Raw genomic sequence first — 14,602 nt, forward strand, 5'->3', positions numbered from 1 at the left:
GCGGGTGGCTCGGCCCGAAGGAACTCCTGTGCGACCGTGTGCGATCGCCGGAGACGAGGTGAAGGTAGCTGCCTCCGCGGGCCATGTCGAAGTTGCGTTTTCCCTGTCCAAGTGGCCTCTTGCGCCGGTCCTCGCGGGGGCTGGGACGGTGGCGCTGCCTGCCGTCGCGGAAGTCCGCACCGTCCCGGTGACCGCGGAGGAGCAGCATCGAAAGCTCCGCTCGGGCCGGCGGGCCGGCGGGCCGGGGCGACGCCGACGGCCTCGACCGGAGGACGCAGCGACTGGGTTCGCTGTCAGAGGACCATCGCGCGGCGGGCGCGGAGGGCGGCCTTCAGCAGCTTCTCGTCCAGCCACATCTCGCCGTCGTCCGTGGAGTCGTTGGCGGGGATGCGCTTACGCCGTTCGATCATCGCCGTCACGGCCGGCAGCAGCGGCAGGGCCTGCCCGCCCATCCGGGCGAGCCCCGCGAGGTAGAACTCGCCGACCGTGTAGTCGTCGAGGTACGGGGCCATGAGGTCGAGGAGCCGGGGCAGGACCGTGGGGCCCGCGTGCCGGAGCCAGAGCGGGGCGCACTCGGCTTGTGTCCGGCCCGGCCACCGAAAGGTGAGGTTGTACAGCTGCGCGGCCTGCCGGAAGGTCAGCGGGCCCGCGTCCAGCAGGGCGCCGAAGACCTCCGGCGCCTCGCGGAGCCTGCCCACCCCGATGGGCTTGGCCGACAGCAGTGAGGCGGCGGACGCGGCGTCGTGAACCGGGGCGCTCCCGCACCTCGCCCCGCGGACCGGGCGGGTGAACCCGATCGCGGCCAGCAGGGCGCCGTGCTCCCTCATCGCCTGCTCCGATATCGACGCCGTGGTGAGGGCATCGGCCACGGCCGGGCTGACCTCCCGCCCGCGGTGGCGGACCAGCAGGGGCAGCAGTTCGGCCGGCGCCGCCCGGAAGGCGTGGCACGCCGCGCGTGCGAGCCCGGCGCCGATGTCACGGGTCGCCGGGTCGGCCAGCAGGAGGGCCGCGAGTCCGTACGCGTGCCGCTCGCGGTCCAGCCCGCACAGCAGCCGCCCCCAGCGCTCCCCGGCGTCCGCGAGATGGAGCGCCGCTTCCCGCGCGTCGGCGAGCAGCGCCGCGTCGAGGTCCGGGCGGCTCGCGGGAGGGGCCGTGCGCAGCGCGGCCAGGTGCGCGAGGAAGCGCACGGCCGCGAGGGGGTCGTCGCGCAGGTGGGCGACGCCGTCGCGGAGGCCTTCGGCCAGGACCGTGCGCACCACCGGTTCGGTGAGTTGGCCCAGCACCGCGAGGGCGAGGTCCGGGTCCCCGGCCCGTACGAGGAGCCGCGCGGCCAGGCACCGTACCCGCTCGTCGAGGTCGCCGACCCGGAGCAGCGCGGCATGGGCCGCCTCGGGCCAGGGCCCGTCGTGGGCGAGGCTCAGGAGGAGCTCGAAGGCCCCGATGCGGACGACGGGGTCGGCCGAGCGGGTCAGTCGGAGCAGGCGGACGGCCTCGGGGCAGGACCGGTCGGCGCGCACGGCGTCCAGCACCGCGCTACGGGACGGGCCGCCTGGGGGGCGCGGCGCGCGACGGCTGGGCGCTCGGCTCCGGCCAGGACATCCCGGTCGGCGACGTCGCGGGGGTCGTCGGCGGCGGCACCCCCCCCTCGGCCCGCCGCCGCGCCGGACCGCCGCCGCGGACGGCTCACAAGGGGCGGTCCGCGATCAGGGCGGTGCCCACGGGGCGGAAGCCGAGGCGGGCGTAGACGCGGGCCACGTCCTCGTCGCCGGCCGAGAGGAAGACGGTGCGGGCTCCGCGGGCCAGGGCGTCCGCGACCAGGGCCGCCGTCACTCCCAGGGCCAGGCCCTGGCGGCGGGCCGAGGGGAGGGTGCCGACGCCGACGACCTCCGCGACGTCGCCGACCGGGATGTACTGGCCGGAGCAGAGCACCAAGCCGTCGCGCGCCGCGGCCGCCAGGGCGGTGCGGCCCGACGCGATCATCCCGGCGACCCGGACCCGGCGGCCTTCCGAGGCCGGGTCCCGCTCCGCCACCGCGAGCTCCGCCGGGCCCGCCTCGCCCACCGCCGTGCCGGGTGCGGCGAAGGCCAGCATCGGGACCGTCACCGCCGCGCGCAGCAGCGGGTCGGCCGCGCCGAGCACCCGTACGTCCGGATGCGCGGGCAGCCGTACCGCCGAGGGGTCGAGCACCATCAGCGGGTGTGCGTGGACCTGCAGTCCGGCGGCTTGTGCCGCGGCCCGCAGCGAGGGGGTGGTTTCGGCCACCCACTCGATGGACTCGGGGACGTTCAGCTCGCGCTGGCGGGCCAGTACCCGCTCCACGTCGGCCGCCGAGACGCCGGCGGCCGAAGCGGCGCCGAGCGCGGGCCGCGCATAGTACGGCCAGCCCGTGCCCTCCTGGACGAAGAGGGTCAGCGGGCCGAAGTCCTCCGCCCGCGCACCGCCCGCCCGGGGCGCGGCGTCGTAGTAGCGCTCCAGCCCGGGCAGCGGGTCGGAGGCGTCGGCAGCGGCGGAGGCGTCGGAAGGGGCGGAAGCCGAGGTCATCCGGCCATCCAATCAACCGGGGAGCGCTCAGGCACCTTCTTTCAGGACGCGTGAGATCAGCTCCCGCTGCGGCTCCGAAAGGTTCGGGTCCCGGCAGTCCACCGTCCGGCCGTCCACCGTGATCCGGTACGAGAACCCGTCCCGGATCCGGTCCGCAGGATCTCCCGGCGGACCGGGCCGCAGCGCGAGCCGGGCCAGGTCCTGCCACTCGGCCTCGTCGGGCAGGCCCGAGGTGTCCACCTCGGCCCGCCGCTCGATCCCCGCGAAGCCGCCCGTCCGCACCACCTGAATCCGCATGTCCGGCCTCCTACCCCAGTCCGACCGCCGACCACGCCTTCTGCAGCGCCTGGTGTTCCGGGCCGCCCTCTCCGTACCGGGTCACGGCCGAGGCGACCGTCAGGGCGGCGAACCGCGCGAAGTCCGCCTTCGGGCCGAGCTCCCCGCCGGTCAGGGTGTCGTACCAGATCTGCCCGGCCCGCTCCCAGGCCTTGCCCCCGAGCTCGGACGCCACGATGTAGAAGGCGTGGTTGGGGATGCCGGAGTTGATGTGCACCCCGCCGTTGTCGCGGGAGGTGCGGACGTAGCCGTCCATCGTCGCGGGCTGCGGGTCCTTGCCGAGCTCGTCGTCCTCGTACGCCGTTCCGGGCGCCTTCATCGAGCGCAGGGCGGAGCCGCTGTCGACGGACGGCCCGAGCAGGCCGGCGCCGATCAGCCAGTCGGCATCCCCGGCCGTCTGGTCCAGCGAGTACTGCTTGATGAGGGAGCCGAAGACGTCCGACATGGACTCGTTGAGCGCGCCGGACTGGCCGTAGTACTCGAGGTCGGCGGTGTACTGCGTGACCCCGTGCGTCAGCTCGTGCCCGATGACGTCCACGGAGACGGTGAAGTCGAGGAAGAGGTCCCCGTCCCCGTCGCCGAAGACCATCCGGCTGCCGTCCCAGAAGGCGTTGTTGTACAGCCGGTCGTAGTGGACGCTGGCGTTCAGCGGCAGGCCGGCGTCATCGATCGAGTGGCGGCCGAAGGCCTTCAGGTACAGCTCGAAGGTGGCCCCGAGCCCGGCGTAGGCGCGGTTGACGCTGGCGTCCTTGCTCGCGTCCCCGCCCTCGCCGCGGACCTTCTTGCCGGGCAGCCGGGTCTGGTGCTGCGCGTCGTGGATGGTCCGCTCGGGGGTGTCGGGGGTCGCGTCCCCCGGTGTGGGGAGGACCGACATCAGGCGCCGCACCCGGTGGGCGGCGTCGAGCTCGAGGGTGTGCCGGGCGGCGGCGGCGCGGGCGGCGTCCTCGGACCGGGCGATCTTGTCCAGGAGGTGCGGCGGCACCACGGTGCAGAAGACGGGGCGGCGTGGGGCGGAGTAGGCATCCATGCCCGGCAATGTGGCACTCGGTCACTTCGTTGTCACTAGCAGCGACCATGATTCATTCGGTTGTGTGGACCGCCCGGCGCCGGGTCGACGCCCGCGGCCCTCGCCCGATCGCACGGACGGGGGGTGGGCGGGGTTGGCGGATCGTCCCGAGCTGGGCCGGACGAAGGAGGCGTAGCTCACAAAGGGTACAAAACGGACTGGCGGGTCTTGCATACTGAAACAGGTCCCCGCATACGGCGCGGCTCGGTTAGGCTCGGCCCATCATGCGTATCGGGCTGCTTCTCCTTAGCTGCCGCGGCGAGGGCCTGTAGTCGTAGGCCGACCCCCTCCCCGCGGAGTTTGGTGTTGCGGATTTACGACCCGTCCGTCGGCCGTCCCAGCGAACTACACGCGGACACGCGAGGAGCCCTACGCCATGAGCCAGCACACTTTTGTCGGTCGCCCCACGCCCATCACGAACGCGACCCACAGCCAGCAGCCCTCCGGGATGCCGATCCACAAGTACGGCTCGTACGAGCAGGTGGACATCCCCGACCGCACCTGGCCCGAGGCCCGCGTCACCAAGGCGCCCCGCTGGCTGTCCACGGACCTGCGCGACGGCAACCAGTCGCTGATCGACCCGATGACCCCCGCCCGCAAGCGCGAGATGTTCGACCTGCTGGTGCGCATGGGCTACAAGGAGATCGAGGTCGGCTTCCCGTCCTCCGGTGAGACCGACTTCGCCTTCGTGCGCTCGATCATCGAAGAGGGCGCGATCCCGGACGACGTGACCATCTCCGTACTGACCCAGGCCCGCGAGGACCTGATCGAGCGGACCGTGGAGTCGCTGGTCGGCGCCAAGCGCGCCACCGTGCACCTGTACAACGCGACCGCGCCGACCTTCCGCCGGGTCGTCTTCCGCGGCTCCAAGGAGCAGATCAAGCAGATCGCCGTCGACGGCACCCGCCTGGTCATGGAGTACGCCGACAAGCTGCTGGGCCCGGAGACCACCTTCGGCTACCAGTACAGCCCGGAGATCTTCACCGACACCGAGCTGGACTTCGCCCTGGAGGTCTGCGAGGCCGTCTGCGACGTGTGGCAGCCGTCCGCGGGCCGCGAGATCATCCTGAACCTGCCCGCCACGGTGGAGCGCTCGACGCCCTCCACGCACGCGGACCGCTTCGAGTGGATGGCCCGCAACCTGACCCGCCGCCAGCACATCTGCATCTCCGTGCACCCGCACAACGACCGCGGCACCGCCGTCGCCGCCGCCGAGCTGGCCCTGATGGCCGGCGCCGACCGCATCGAGGGCTGCCTGTTCGGCCAGGGCGAGCGCACCGGCAACGTGGACCTGATCACGCTGGGCATGAACCTGTTCTCGCAGGGCATCGACCCGCAGATCGACTTCTCCCAGATCGACGAGATCCGCCGCACCAGCGAGTACTGCAACCAGATGGAGGTCCACCCGCGCCACCCCTACGCGGGCGACCTGGTCTACACCGCCTTCTCCGGCTCCCACCAGGACGCCATCAAGAAGGGCTTCGACGCCATGGAGGCCGATGCGGCCGCCAAGGGCGTCACCGTCGACGACATCGAGTGGGCGGTCCCGTACCTGCCCATCGACCCCAAGGACGTCGGCCGCTCCTACGAGGCGGTCATCCGGGTCAACTCGCAGTCCGGCAAGGGCGGCATCGCGTACGTCCTGAAGAACGACCACAAGCTGGACCTGCCGCGCCGCATGCAGATCGAGTTCTCGCGGATCATCCAGGCCAAGACCGACTCCGAGGGCGGCGAGGTCACCCCGAAGGCGATCTGGGACGTCTTCCAGGACGAGTACCTGCCCAACCCCGAAAACCCGTGGGGGCGAGTCCAGCTGCGTTCCGGCCAGACCACCACCGACAAGGACGGCACGGACACGCTGACCGTCGAAGCGGTCGTGGACGGCGTGGACACCGTGCTGGACGGCACCGGCAACGGCCCGATCTCGGCCTTCTTCGACGCGCTGGCCGGCATCGGCATCGACGCCCGCCTGCTGGACTACACCGAGCACACGATGAGCGAGGGCGCCTCCGCCGTCGCCGCCTCGTACATCGAGTGCGCGATCGACGGCCGCGTCCTGTGGGGCATCGGCATCGACGCGAACACCACCCGCGCCTCCCTGAAGGCGGTCATCTCCGCCGTCAACCGCGCGGGCCGCTGAACCCGTCCGTGACACGGCCCCGCCCCTCCCTCCGGAGGGGCGGGGCCGCGCCGTTTCCGCCCCGCCCGCGCGCCGGTGCGAGCACCCGCAGACGCAGACCAGCGCCCCGCCGGACGGCCGCGCGGGCAGGGGCGGAGATCGGCCAAGTACGGGGGCCGGCGGATGTTGTCTTGTCACACGCCTGACGCATCCTCACCGATGTGGCTAACATCACGCCAACCCGGCGATGTTGCCGGAAGGTTACGGAGGTGCGACGTGCTGCCAGTTCGGGGTGGGGACGGCCGGAAGCTGACGGTCTGGGGCATCCGCACCACCTGGAGCACCGTGGGGGACGGGGAGTTCTTCTGCCCCGACTGCGGTGGGGACCGCAACTACCGCAGGCGCACCGGCCGACGCCGGTTCACGGTCCTCGGGGTCCCGGTGCTGCCGCGCGGGCAGGTGGGCCCCGTCGTCGAGTGCCAGGGCTGCCGCGAGCGCTTCGCCACCGAGGTCCTGGACCACCTCACCACCACCCGCTTCTCCGCGCTGCTGCGCGACGCCGTGCACACGGTGACGCTGGCCGTGCTGGCCGCCGGCGGGACGGCCTCGCGCAGCGCCCTGGAGGCCGCCGTGGGCGCCGTACGGGCGGCGGGGTTCCAGGACTGCACGGAGGAGCAGCTGGAGTCGCTCGTGGAGGGGCTGGCCACCGACGAGGGGCGGCTCGGGCTCTACGACGGCCCCGACTGCTGCGGCGCCGCCCTCTCGATAGAGCTGCACGAGGTGCTGGAACCGCTGGCTCCGCACCTGGCCGCCCCCGGGCGCGAATCGATCCTGCTGCAGGGCGCGCGCGTCGCGCTGGCGGACGGCCCGTACATCCCGGCGGAGCGCGAGGTCCTCGCGACGGTGGGCGCGGCGCTGCGCATCGACGCGGACGAGGTGGCGCGGCTGCTGTCGGCGGTCCGGGCGCCGTAGGACAGAGGTCCAGGGCGGTGGCGGCCGGTTCGGCCGCCGCCGCCCTTTCGCATGCCGTCGCGGGCTCCGGGACGGGCGAAAACGGAACATTTCGAGGTAACGATCCGGCCTCGCGCCCCCGATTTCGCGCCTTTCGCGCGCCGGTTGAACCGCGGAGCGGTTCCATCCGTGCGGGGTGTTTCCACCATGTGGACGGCCGGAGGGGTGCCTTCTTCTTTGCGCTGCCGAACGAGGGCGAACCATTAACCCGCACGTCATCCCAGGGGACCTTCGCGTTCGCGCAGCGAGAACCAGCCATTTTGTGAACCGTTGGCCGTAGCCGACCGCGCGAGCGTCCGCCACTGGAGAAACCTCCAGATCGAGCATCCCAGTTCGTCAACACTTTGTGGAAGTCGACGATATCTGTGAGCGGCCCCACAGGCGTTCAATTCCGGTCACACGACGAGACGCCGGCGGTAACACCGCGGGGCTTCGATGCACGTGGACGTACTGACAGCCCTGACGGATCAACGGGTTAACGACCCACTCCGGCCGGGGACAACCAGCTTCCTCTCAGTTACCTACCTCATTGAAGGGCAAGGCAGAGATGGCACGTGTCGCCGCACCGCTTTCCGCCAACGGAGAGCAGAGCACGCACCCGGTCGACGAGGTGCTCCCCCTCCCCAAGCTCGCGCTGTACGGCTTCCAGCACGTACTCGCGTTCTACGCCGGTGCGGTGATCGTTCCGATCATCGTCGGCGGTGCCCTCGGGCTCTCCACCGAGCAGCTGGTCTACCTGATCAACGCCGACCTCTTCACCTGCGGTATCGCCTCGATCATCCAGGCGTGGGGCATCGGCAGGATCGGCGCGAGGCTGCCCCTGATCCAGGGCGTCACCTTCACCGCGGTGTCCCCGATGATCGCCATCGGTCTCGGGGCGGGCGGCGGGACGGCCGGTCTGCTCGTCATCTACGGCGCGGTCATCACGGCCGGCATCGCCACCTTCGCCTTCGCCTGGCTGCCCCCCAAGGCCTTCCGCACCATCATGCGGCTCTTCCCGCCGGTCGTCACCGGCACGGTGATCACGGTCCTCGGCATCGTGCTGATCCCGGTCGGCCTGAACGACGCCGCGGGCGGCCTCGGCAGCCCCGACTTCGGCGACCCGAAGCACTTCGCCTACGCCGGCGGCACGATGCTCTTCATCCTCGTCCTGATGAAGCTCGGCAGGCCCTTCCTCAACAGCATCTCCATCCTGCTCGGCCTGGTCGGCGGCACCGCCGTCGCCTTCCTGCTCGGCGACGCCAAGTTCGGCAACGTGAGCAACTCGGACTGGATCGGCATCACCACCCCGTTCTACTACGGAGCCCCGAAGTTCGAGTGGTTCCCGATCGTCCTGATGCTCATCGTCATGCTGATCACCATGGTCGAGACCACCGGTGACACCTACGCCGTCGGCGACATCGTCGGCAAGGAGATCGACAGCGAGACCGTGGCCCGCGCCCTGCGCGCCGACGGCGCCGCGACCGCCCTGGGCGGCGTCCTCAACTCCTTCCCGTACGTGGCCTTCGCCGAGAACGTCGGCCTGGTCCGCATGACCAAGGTCAAGAGCCGCTTCGTCGTGGTCGCCGCCGGTGTCTTCATGATCGTGCTGGGTCTGATCCCGAAGGCCGCCGCGATCGTCGCCGCGGTTCCGCACGGTGTGCTCGGCGGCGCGGCGACGGTGATGTTCGCGATGGTGGCCCTGGCGGGCATCCAGACCCTCGCCAAGGTCGACCTCAAGGAGGAGAAGAACGCGCTGGTCGTGGGTGTCTCTCTGGCCTTCGCGCTGCTCCCCGCCACCGTCCCGGTGCTCTTCAAGGACCACATGGACGCGGACCTCTCCTCGCTCCTCAACTCCGGTGTGACGCTCGGTGCCACGGCCGCGATCGTCCTGAACCTGATCTTCAACGGTCTCGGCAAGGACGACGCGCACAGCGCCCCGCAGATCGACGCCCCGCAGACCGACGCCCCGCAGATCGACGCCCCGAAGGCCGACGCCCCGGCGTCGGACGACGGTGCCCCGGCAGCCGTACCGGCCCAGTCGACCGAGGGCGAGCACGCCCCGACGCCGACCGCCTGATCCTCCCAAGGGGTGTCCCCCGCCGGGCTCGCGCCCGGCGAGGGACGCTGCCGTTCCGGGCCGTCCTGTCAGTGGGGTACGGGACAATGGGCTCATGAGTCTGTTCCGCGACGACGGCATCGTGCTGCGCACCCAGAAGCTGGGTGAGGCGGACCGCATCATCACGCTGCTGACCCGGGGCCACGGCCGGGTCCGGGCCGTCGCCCGCGGGGTCCGGCGGACGAAGTCCAAGTTCGGCGCCGGGCTGGAACCCTTCTCCCACGCCGACGTGCAGTTCTTCGCCCGCAGCAACGAACTGATCGGCCGCAGCCTGCCGCTCTGCACGCAGACCCAGATCATCGCCCCGTACGGCAACGGCATCGTCACCGACTACGGCCGCTACACCGCCGGCACCGCGATGCTGGAGACGGCCGAGCGGTTCACCGACCACGAGGGCGAGCCGGCCGTGCAGCAGTACCTGCTGCTCGTCGGCGCGCTGCGCACCCTCTCGCGCGGCGAACACGCGCCGAACCTCATCCTCGACGCCTTCCTGCTGCGCTCCCTCGCCGTCAACGGCTACGCACCGAGCTTCGACGACTGCGCGAAGTGCGGGATCCACGGACCCAACCGGCACTTCTCCGTCGCCGCCGGCGGGGTCATATGCGGCGACTGCCGCGTCCCCGGCAGCGTCGTACCCTCGTCGGAGGCCATCGCCCTGCTCAGCGCCCTGCTGACGGGCGACTGGGGACATGCCGACGCGTGCGAGGCGCGTCACGTGCGGGAGGGCAGCGGGCTGGTCTCCGCCTACTTGCACTGGCATCTGGAGCGCGGGCTACGCTCCCTTCGATACGTCGAGAAATAGGAGCTGGGCACATGGCACGACGCGGGATTCTGGGACGCTCTCGCCGCGAGTACAAGGTTCCCGAGCCGCACCCGTCCGGTGAGCGCCCGCCGAAGATCCCCGGCGAGCTCGTGCCGAACCACGTCGCGGTCGTCATGGACGGCAACGGCCGCTGGGCCAAGGAGCGCGGGCTGCCGCGCACCGAGGGCCACAAGGTGGGCGAGGGCGTCGTGCTCGACGTGCTCAAGGGCTGCCTGGAGATGGGCGTCAAGAACCTCTCCCTCTACGCCTTCTCGACGGAGAACTGGAAGCGCTCGCCCGACGAGGTGCGCTTCCTCATGAACTTCAACCGCGATGTCATCCGGCGCCGGCGCGACGAGATGAACGAGCTGGGCATCCGCATCCGCTGGGTCGGCCGCATGCCGAAGATGTGGAAGTCGGTCGTCCAGGAGCTCCAGGTCGCGCAGGAGCAGACCGTCGACAACGACGCGATGACCCTCTACTTCTGCGTCAACTACGGCGGCCGCGCCGAGATCGCGGACGCCGCGCAGGCGATCGCGCGCGATGTGGCGGCCGGCCGGCTCGACCCGTCGAAGGTCAACGAGAAGACCTTCGCGAAGTACATGTACTACCCGGACATGCCGGACGTGGACCTCTTCCTGCGGCCGAGCGGCGAGCAGCGCACCTCGAACTACCTGCTGTGGCAGAGCGCGTACGCCGAGATGGTCTTCCAGGACGTCCTGTGGCCGGACTTCGACCGCCGCAACCTCTGGGCGGCCTGCTACGAGTACGCCCAGCGCGACCGCCGCTTCGGCGGCGCCGTCCCCAACCAGGGTGAGGGCTCCGCCTGAGCGGCCACTAGGATCCCCGCTCATGGACGACATGAGCGGGGATCAGCTGTACCGGATACACGAGTCGGCATCGGCGGGGCAGGCGGTCGAGCTCCGCTACACGCCGACCGTCGCCGACATGGCGGAGGGCCTGCGGGCACGCGGCCGGTCGAAGGCGGGCCGCCGCCAGCGCCTGCCGTTCTTCCTCATCGGCCTGGTGGGGCCCGGGTACGCCGCAGTCCTCATCGCGCAGGACGGCGAGTCGGCCGGGTCCCCCGTGGCGCTGACCGTGGTGGGCCTGCTCGGCTGGGCCTTCGCGCTGTTCGGCCACCGGTTCATGGCCCGGTCGACCCGCGGACTGCTGGCGGCGGCGGGGGAGTGCAGGGCGGTCGTCGACGGCGAGGGCATCACCATCGACTCAGCGCAGGGCTCCACCCACCTGCTCTGGAGCGCGCTGTCGACCTACGCGGAGACCCCCGCGACCTTCATGGTCTTCACCGGCGACAGGCAGATCACCGGCGGGGCGCTGCTCCCCAAGCGGGGCCTCGCGGACGCCGGGCAGCAGGACGTGCTGCGGGCGCTCCTGGACGGGAAGCTGGAGCGGATCTAGGCCTGCGGCCGGCGCCGGCCGGTCCCCGCTACGGCTGGGGGGCCGCCGCGCAGTCCGCGCAGGTGCCGAAGATCTCCACCGTGTGGGCGACGTTCACGAAGCCGTGCTCGGCCGCGATGGCCTCCGCCCACTTCTCGACCGCCGGACCCTCCACCTCGACGGCCTTGCCACACTTGCGGCAGACCAGGTGGTGGTGGTGGTCCCCGGTGGAGCAGCGCCGGTAGACGGACTCGCCGTCGCTGGTCCGCAGGACGTCGACCTCGCCCGCGTCCGCGAGGGACTGCAGGGTGCGGTAGACGGTGGTCAGGCCCACGGAATCGCCGCGGTGCTTGAGCATGTCGTGGAGTTCCTGGGCACTGCGGAACTCGTCCACCTCGTCCAGCGCCGCCGCGACGGCGGCCCGCTGCCGGGTGGATCGTCCTCGTACTGGCGCGGTATTCATCTCGCCAGGCGCAGTCGCCACCGGTTCCTCCTCGTTTCGGCCTCGGCCCATTGTGCCAGGCGGCCGCGCGGCTCAGACCGTCACACTTCCACGCCTTCCCGCGTGCAGACTTCCTCGGAGGCGCGGGCGGCCCTCGCCCGCCGCCGGGCCAGGGGGGTCGAAACGGCCGTCATCACCATGAACACGGCGATGGCGAGCAGCACGATCGTGCCGCCGGACGGGGCGTCGATGTAGTACGTGGCCGCCGTGCCCGAGAGCGAGACCAGTACGCCGATCACCATGGCCACCGTCAGCGTGGCCGTGAACCCACGGGTGACGCGCTGCGCGGCGGCCACGGGGATCACCATCATGGCGCTGACCAGCAGCAGGCCGACGATGCGCATCGCGACGGTCACGGTGACGGCGGCGGTGACGGCCATCAGCAGGTTCAGGAAGCGCACCGGCAGGCCGGTGACCCGCGCGAACTCCTCGTCCTGGCAGACCGCGAACAGCTGGCGGCGCAGTCCCAGGGTGACGGCGATGACGAACAGGGCGAGGATCACGACCGCGGTGATGTCCTCGGCCGAGACGGTGGTGATGGAGCCGAAGAGGTAGCTGGTGAGGTTGGCCGTGGAGCCGCCCGGAGCCAGGTTGATGATCATGACGCCGCCGGCCAGGCCGCCGTAGAAGAGCATGGCCAGCGCGATGTCCCCGCTGGTCTTGCCGCGGGAGCGGATCAGCTCCATGCCGACCGCGCCGATGACCGCGACCAGGGTGGCCATCCACACCGGGCTGGTGTTGAGCAGGAAACCGAGCGCGACACCGGTCATGGCCACGTGGCCGATGCCGTCGCCCATGACGGCCTGGCGGCGCTGCACGAGGTACGTGCCGATCGCGGGGGCCGTGATGCCGACGAGGGCGGCGGCGATGAGGGCCCGCTGCATGAAGGCGTAGTCGAGGAGGTCCATCAGCTCAGCAGTCCCGTCCGGAGGGGCTCGGCGTCGTGCGCGGAGTGGGGGTGTACGTGGTCGTGGCCCGGCAGCGCGTGCTGGCCCAGGGCCTCCGGGGGCGGGCCGTCGTGCGTGACGCAGCCGTCGCGCAGGACGACGGCGCGGTCGATGAGCGGCTCCAGCGGGCCCAGCTCGTGCAGGACGAGGAGCACGGTGGTGCCGGCGGCGACCTGGGTGCGCAGGGCGTTCGCGAGGACCTCCTGGTTGGCCAGGTCCACGCCCGCCATCGGCTCGTCCATGATCAGCAGCTCCGGCTCGCCGGCGAGCGCGCGGGCGATGAGGACCCGCTGGTGCTGCCCGCCGGAGAGCGCGTTGACGGAGGCGTCGGCGTGGGAGGCCATGTCGACCAGGTCCAGCGCGCGCTCGACGGCGGCCTTGTCGGCCTTGCGCAGGAACCCGAAGCGGGAGCGCGCGAGGCGCCCGGCGGAGACGACCTCGCGGACGGTGGCGGGGACCCCGCTGGCGGCGGTGGTGCGCTGCGGGACGTACCCGATGCGCGACCAGTCGCGGAAGCGCTTGAAGTCGGTGCCGAAGAGGGACAGGGCGCCCTCGCTCAGCGGGACCTGGCCGACCACGGCACGCACGGCCGTGGACTTGCCGGAGCCGTTGGCGCCGAGGAGGGCGACGACCTCGCCGCGGCGGACGGTGAGGTCGACGCCGCGCAGCACGGGGCGCGAACCGAGCGAGGCCGTGGCCCCGCGCAGGGATATGACGGGCTGGTCCGGCGCCTGCGTGGGCTTGGACTCCATGGCTCGCGCCTCCGTTGCTGCTACTGCTGCCATTACTTGTTGCCGAGCGCCTTCTGGAGGTTCTTCAGGTTGGCCCGCATGACCTCGAAGTAGTCAGCACCCTGGGACTTGTCCGTAATTCCCTCGAGGGGGTCCAGGACGTCGGTCTTCAGGCCGGTGTCGGTCGCGAGGGTCTTGGCCGTCTTGTCGCTGGCCAGCGTCTCGAAGAACACGGTGGTGACATTGTCCTTCTTCGCGACGGCCTGCAGCTCCTTCATCCGGGCCGGGCTCGGCTCGGACTCGGGGTCGACGCCGGAGATGCCCTCCTGGTCGAGGCCGTAGCGCTCGGCGAGGTAGCCGAAGGCGGAGTGGGTGGTGATGAAGGTCTTGGAGGCCGTGTTCTTCAGGCCGTCCTTGAACTCGGTGTCGAGCGCGCCCAGTTTGGCGACCAGGTCGTCGGTGTTCTTCTTGTAGTCCGCCGCGTGGCCGGGGTCGGCCTTCTCCAGGGCGGCGCCGACGCCCTTGGCGATCTCGGCGTACTTGACCGGGTCGAGCCAGAGGTGCGGGTCCTCGCCGGATTCGCCGTGGCTGTGGTCGTGGCCTTCGCCTTCGGCGGCGTGGTCGTCGTGGCCCGAGGTGCCGTGCACCTCCAGCTTGGTGAGGGTGGCGGCGTCGACGACGTTCTTCACGCCGGACTGGGCGACGGCCTTGTCGACGGCGGGCTGCAGCGTCTTGAGGTAGAGGACGACATCGGCCTCGCCGAGCTGCGCGGTCTGCTTCGGGGTGATCTCCAGGTCGTGCGGCTCGACGCCCGGCTTGGTGAGGGTGTCGACCTTCACGTGGTCCTTGCCGATCTGCTCGACGAGGAACTGCATCGGATAGAACGACGCCATCACGTCGAGTGTGCCGTCCTTGCCGCCGGCGGCTCCGGCGGTGCCCGAGCAGGCGGTGAGGGCCGTGGCGGCGAGGGCAACGGCTCCGGCGAGGGCGGCGGTGGGTATGAGGCGTCGTCGTACGTTCATGACATCCATTTTCATCAAAGATGGAAACG

The 14,602-nt window shown here is 71.4% G+C and carries 14 protein-coding genes; 6 read left to right on the plus strand and 8 right to left on the minus strand.

Going from position 1 to position 14,602, the window contains the following annotated elements; all coding sequences use genetic code 11:
- Window positions 1-293: 293 nt before the first annotated feature.
- From DRB96_RS23940 to DRB96_RS23955, 4 genes are all read right to left on the minus strand, one after another.
- Window positions 294-1,529, minus strand: a complete 1,236-nt coding sequence (locus DRB96_RS23940; protein WP_112450311.1) for a hypothetical protein — start codon at window positions 1,527-1,529, stop codon at window positions 294-296.
- Between the two features lie 154 nt (window positions 1,530-1,683).
- Window positions 1,684-2,541: a GNAT family N-acetyltransferase gene (locus DRB96_RS23945; protein ID WP_112450312.1), complete on the minus strand. Its 858-nt coding sequence runs from the start codon at window positions 2,539-2,541 to the stop codon at window positions 1,684-1,686.
- 27 nt (window positions 2,542-2,568) lie between these two features.
- Complete coding sequence (locus tag DRB96_RS23950; RefSeq protein ID WP_112450313.1) at window positions 2,569-2,838, minus strand: protealysin inhibitor emfourin; 270 nt, start codon at window positions 2,836-2,838, stop codon at window positions 2,569-2,571.
- Between the two features lie 10 nt (window positions 2,839-2,848).
- Entirely contained in the window at window positions 2,849-3,904 is a 1,056-nt protein-coding gene (locus tag DRB96_RS23955) for a M4 family metallopeptidase (RefSeq protein WP_112450314.1), read from the minus strand.
- A 415-nt stretch (window positions 3,905-4,319) separates the two neighbouring features.
- Between DRB96_RS23955 and leuA the strand changes: the two genes are divergently transcribed.
- The 6 genes from leuA to DRB96_RS23985 all read left to right on the plus strand — a co-directional run bounded on the left by leuA (window position 4,320) and on the right by DRB96_RS23985 (window position 11,392).
- On the plus strand, window positions 4,320-6,083 hold the full coding sequence (leuA, locus tag DRB96_RS23960) for a 2-isopropylmalate synthase (RefSeq protein WP_112450315.1): 1,764 nt from the start codon (window positions 4,320-4,322) through the stop codon (window positions 6,081-6,083).
- Between the two features lie 255 nt (window positions 6,084-6,338).
- On the plus strand, window positions 6,339-7,034 hold the full coding sequence (locus DRB96_RS23965) for a TerB family tellurite resistance protein (protein WP_112450316.1): 696 nt from the start codon (window positions 6,339-6,341) through the stop codon (window positions 7,032-7,034).
- Between the two features lie 586 nt (window positions 7,035-7,620).
- Window positions 7,621-9,132, plus strand: a complete 1,512-nt coding sequence (locus DRB96_RS23970; protein ID WP_204357805.1) for a nucleobase:cation symporter-2 family protein — start codon at window positions 7,621-7,623, stop codon at window positions 9,130-9,132.
- 94 nt (window positions 9,133-9,226) lie between these two features.
- Window positions 9,227-9,973 (plus strand): DNA repair protein RecO, encoded by a 747-nt coding sequence (gene recO, locus DRB96_RS23975; protein WP_112450318.1) that lies wholly within the window; start codon window positions 9,227-9,229, stop codon window positions 9,971-9,973.
- Between the two features lie 11 nt (window positions 9,974-9,984).
- A complete protein-coding gene (locus DRB96_RS23980; protein WP_112450319.1) occupies window positions 9,985-10,803 on the plus strand; it encodes an isoprenyl transferase in 819 nt (272 codons plus the stop codon).
- 22 nt (window positions 10,804-10,825) lie between these two features.
- A complete protein-coding gene (locus DRB96_RS23985) occupies window positions 10,826-11,392 on the plus strand; it encodes a YcxB family protein (protein ID WP_112450320.1) in 567 nt (188 codons plus the stop codon).
- A gap of 28 nt (window positions 11,393-11,420) precedes the next feature.
- Here DRB96_RS23985 and DRB96_RS23990 read toward each other — a convergent pair whose 3' ends face one another.
- Genes DRB96_RS23990 through DRB96_RS24005 form a run of 4 tightly spaced genes read right to left on the minus strand, consistent with a single transcriptional unit; the run spans window position 11,421 to window position 14,573 of the window.
- The gene (locus tag DRB96_RS23990) at window positions 11,421-11,855 is read right to left on the minus strand and encodes a transcriptional repressor (RefSeq protein ID WP_112450321.1); all 435 of its coding nucleotides are present in this window, start codon (window positions 11,853-11,855) and stop codon (window positions 11,421-11,423) included.
- Between the two features lie 59 nt (window positions 11,856-11,914).
- Window positions 11,915-12,781: a metal ABC transporter permease gene (locus DRB96_RS23995; RefSeq protein ID WP_112450322.1), complete on the minus strand. Its 867-nt coding sequence runs from the start codon at window positions 12,779-12,781 to the stop codon at window positions 11,915-11,917.
- Window positions 12,781-13,572: a metal ABC transporter ATP-binding protein gene (locus DRB96_RS24000; RefSeq protein ID WP_112450323.1), complete on the minus strand. Its 792-nt coding sequence runs from the start codon at window positions 13,570-13,572 to the stop codon at window positions 12,781-12,783. The genes DRB96_RS23995 and DRB96_RS24000 overlap by 1 nt, the downstream gene beginning before the upstream one ends.
- Before the next feature lie 32 nt (window positions 13,573-13,604).
- On the minus strand, window positions 13,605-14,573 hold the full coding sequence (locus DRB96_RS24005) for a metal ABC transporter substrate-binding protein (protein WP_112450324.1): 969 nt from the start codon (window positions 14,571-14,573) through the stop codon (window positions 13,605-13,607).
- Window positions 14,574-14,602: the final 29 nt, after the last annotated feature.

This window comes from Streptomyces sp. ICC1, from assembly GCF_003287935.1.
GTDB lineage: Bacteria > Actinomycetota > Actinomycetes > Streptomycetales > Streptomycetaceae > Streptomyces > Streptomyces tritrimontium.

Coding starts and splice junctions, on each gene's coding strand:
- DRB96_RS23955 (WP_112450314.1), bottom strand. CDS start 3,904: ATGGATGCCTACTCCGCCCCACGCCGCCCCGTCTTCTGCACCGTGGTG.
- DRB96_RS23985 (WP_112450320.1), top strand. CDS start 10,826: ATGGACGACATGAGCGGGGATCAGCTGTACCGGATACACGAGTCGGCA.
- DRB96_RS23995 (WP_112450322.1), bottom strand. CDS start 12,781: ATGGACCTCCTCGACTACGCCTTCATGCAGCGGGCCCTCATCGCCGCC.
- DRB96_RS24005 (WP_112450324.1), bottom strand. CDS start 14,573: ATGAACGTACGACGACGCCTCATACCCACCGCCGCCCTCGCCGGAGCC.
- DRB96_RS23945 (WP_112450312.1), bottom strand. CDS start 2,541: ATGACCTCGGCTTCCGCCCCTTCCGACGCCTCCGCCGCTGCCGACGCC.
- DRB96_RS23970 (WP_204357805.1), top strand. CDS start 7,621: ATGGCACGTGTCGCCGCACCGCTTTCCGCCAACGGAGAGCAGAGCACG.
- recO (WP_112450318.1), top strand. CDS start 9,227: ATGAGTCTGTTCCGCGACGACGGCATCGTGCTGCGCACCCAGAAGCTG.
- leuA (WP_112450315.1), top strand. CDS start 4,320: ATGAGCCAGCACACTTTTGTCGGTCGCCCCACGCCCATCACGAACGCG.
- DRB96_RS23980 (WP_112450319.1), top strand. CDS start 9,985: ATGGCACGACGCGGGATTCTGGGACGCTCTCGCCGCGAGTACAAGGTT.
- DRB96_RS24000 (WP_112450323.1), bottom strand. CDS start 13,572: ATGGAGTCCAAGCCCACGCAGGCGCCGGACCAGCCCGTCATATCCCTG.
- DRB96_RS23950 (WP_112450313.1), bottom strand. CDS start 2,838: ATGCGGATTCAGGTGGTGCGGACGGGCGGCTTCGCGGGGATCGAGCGG.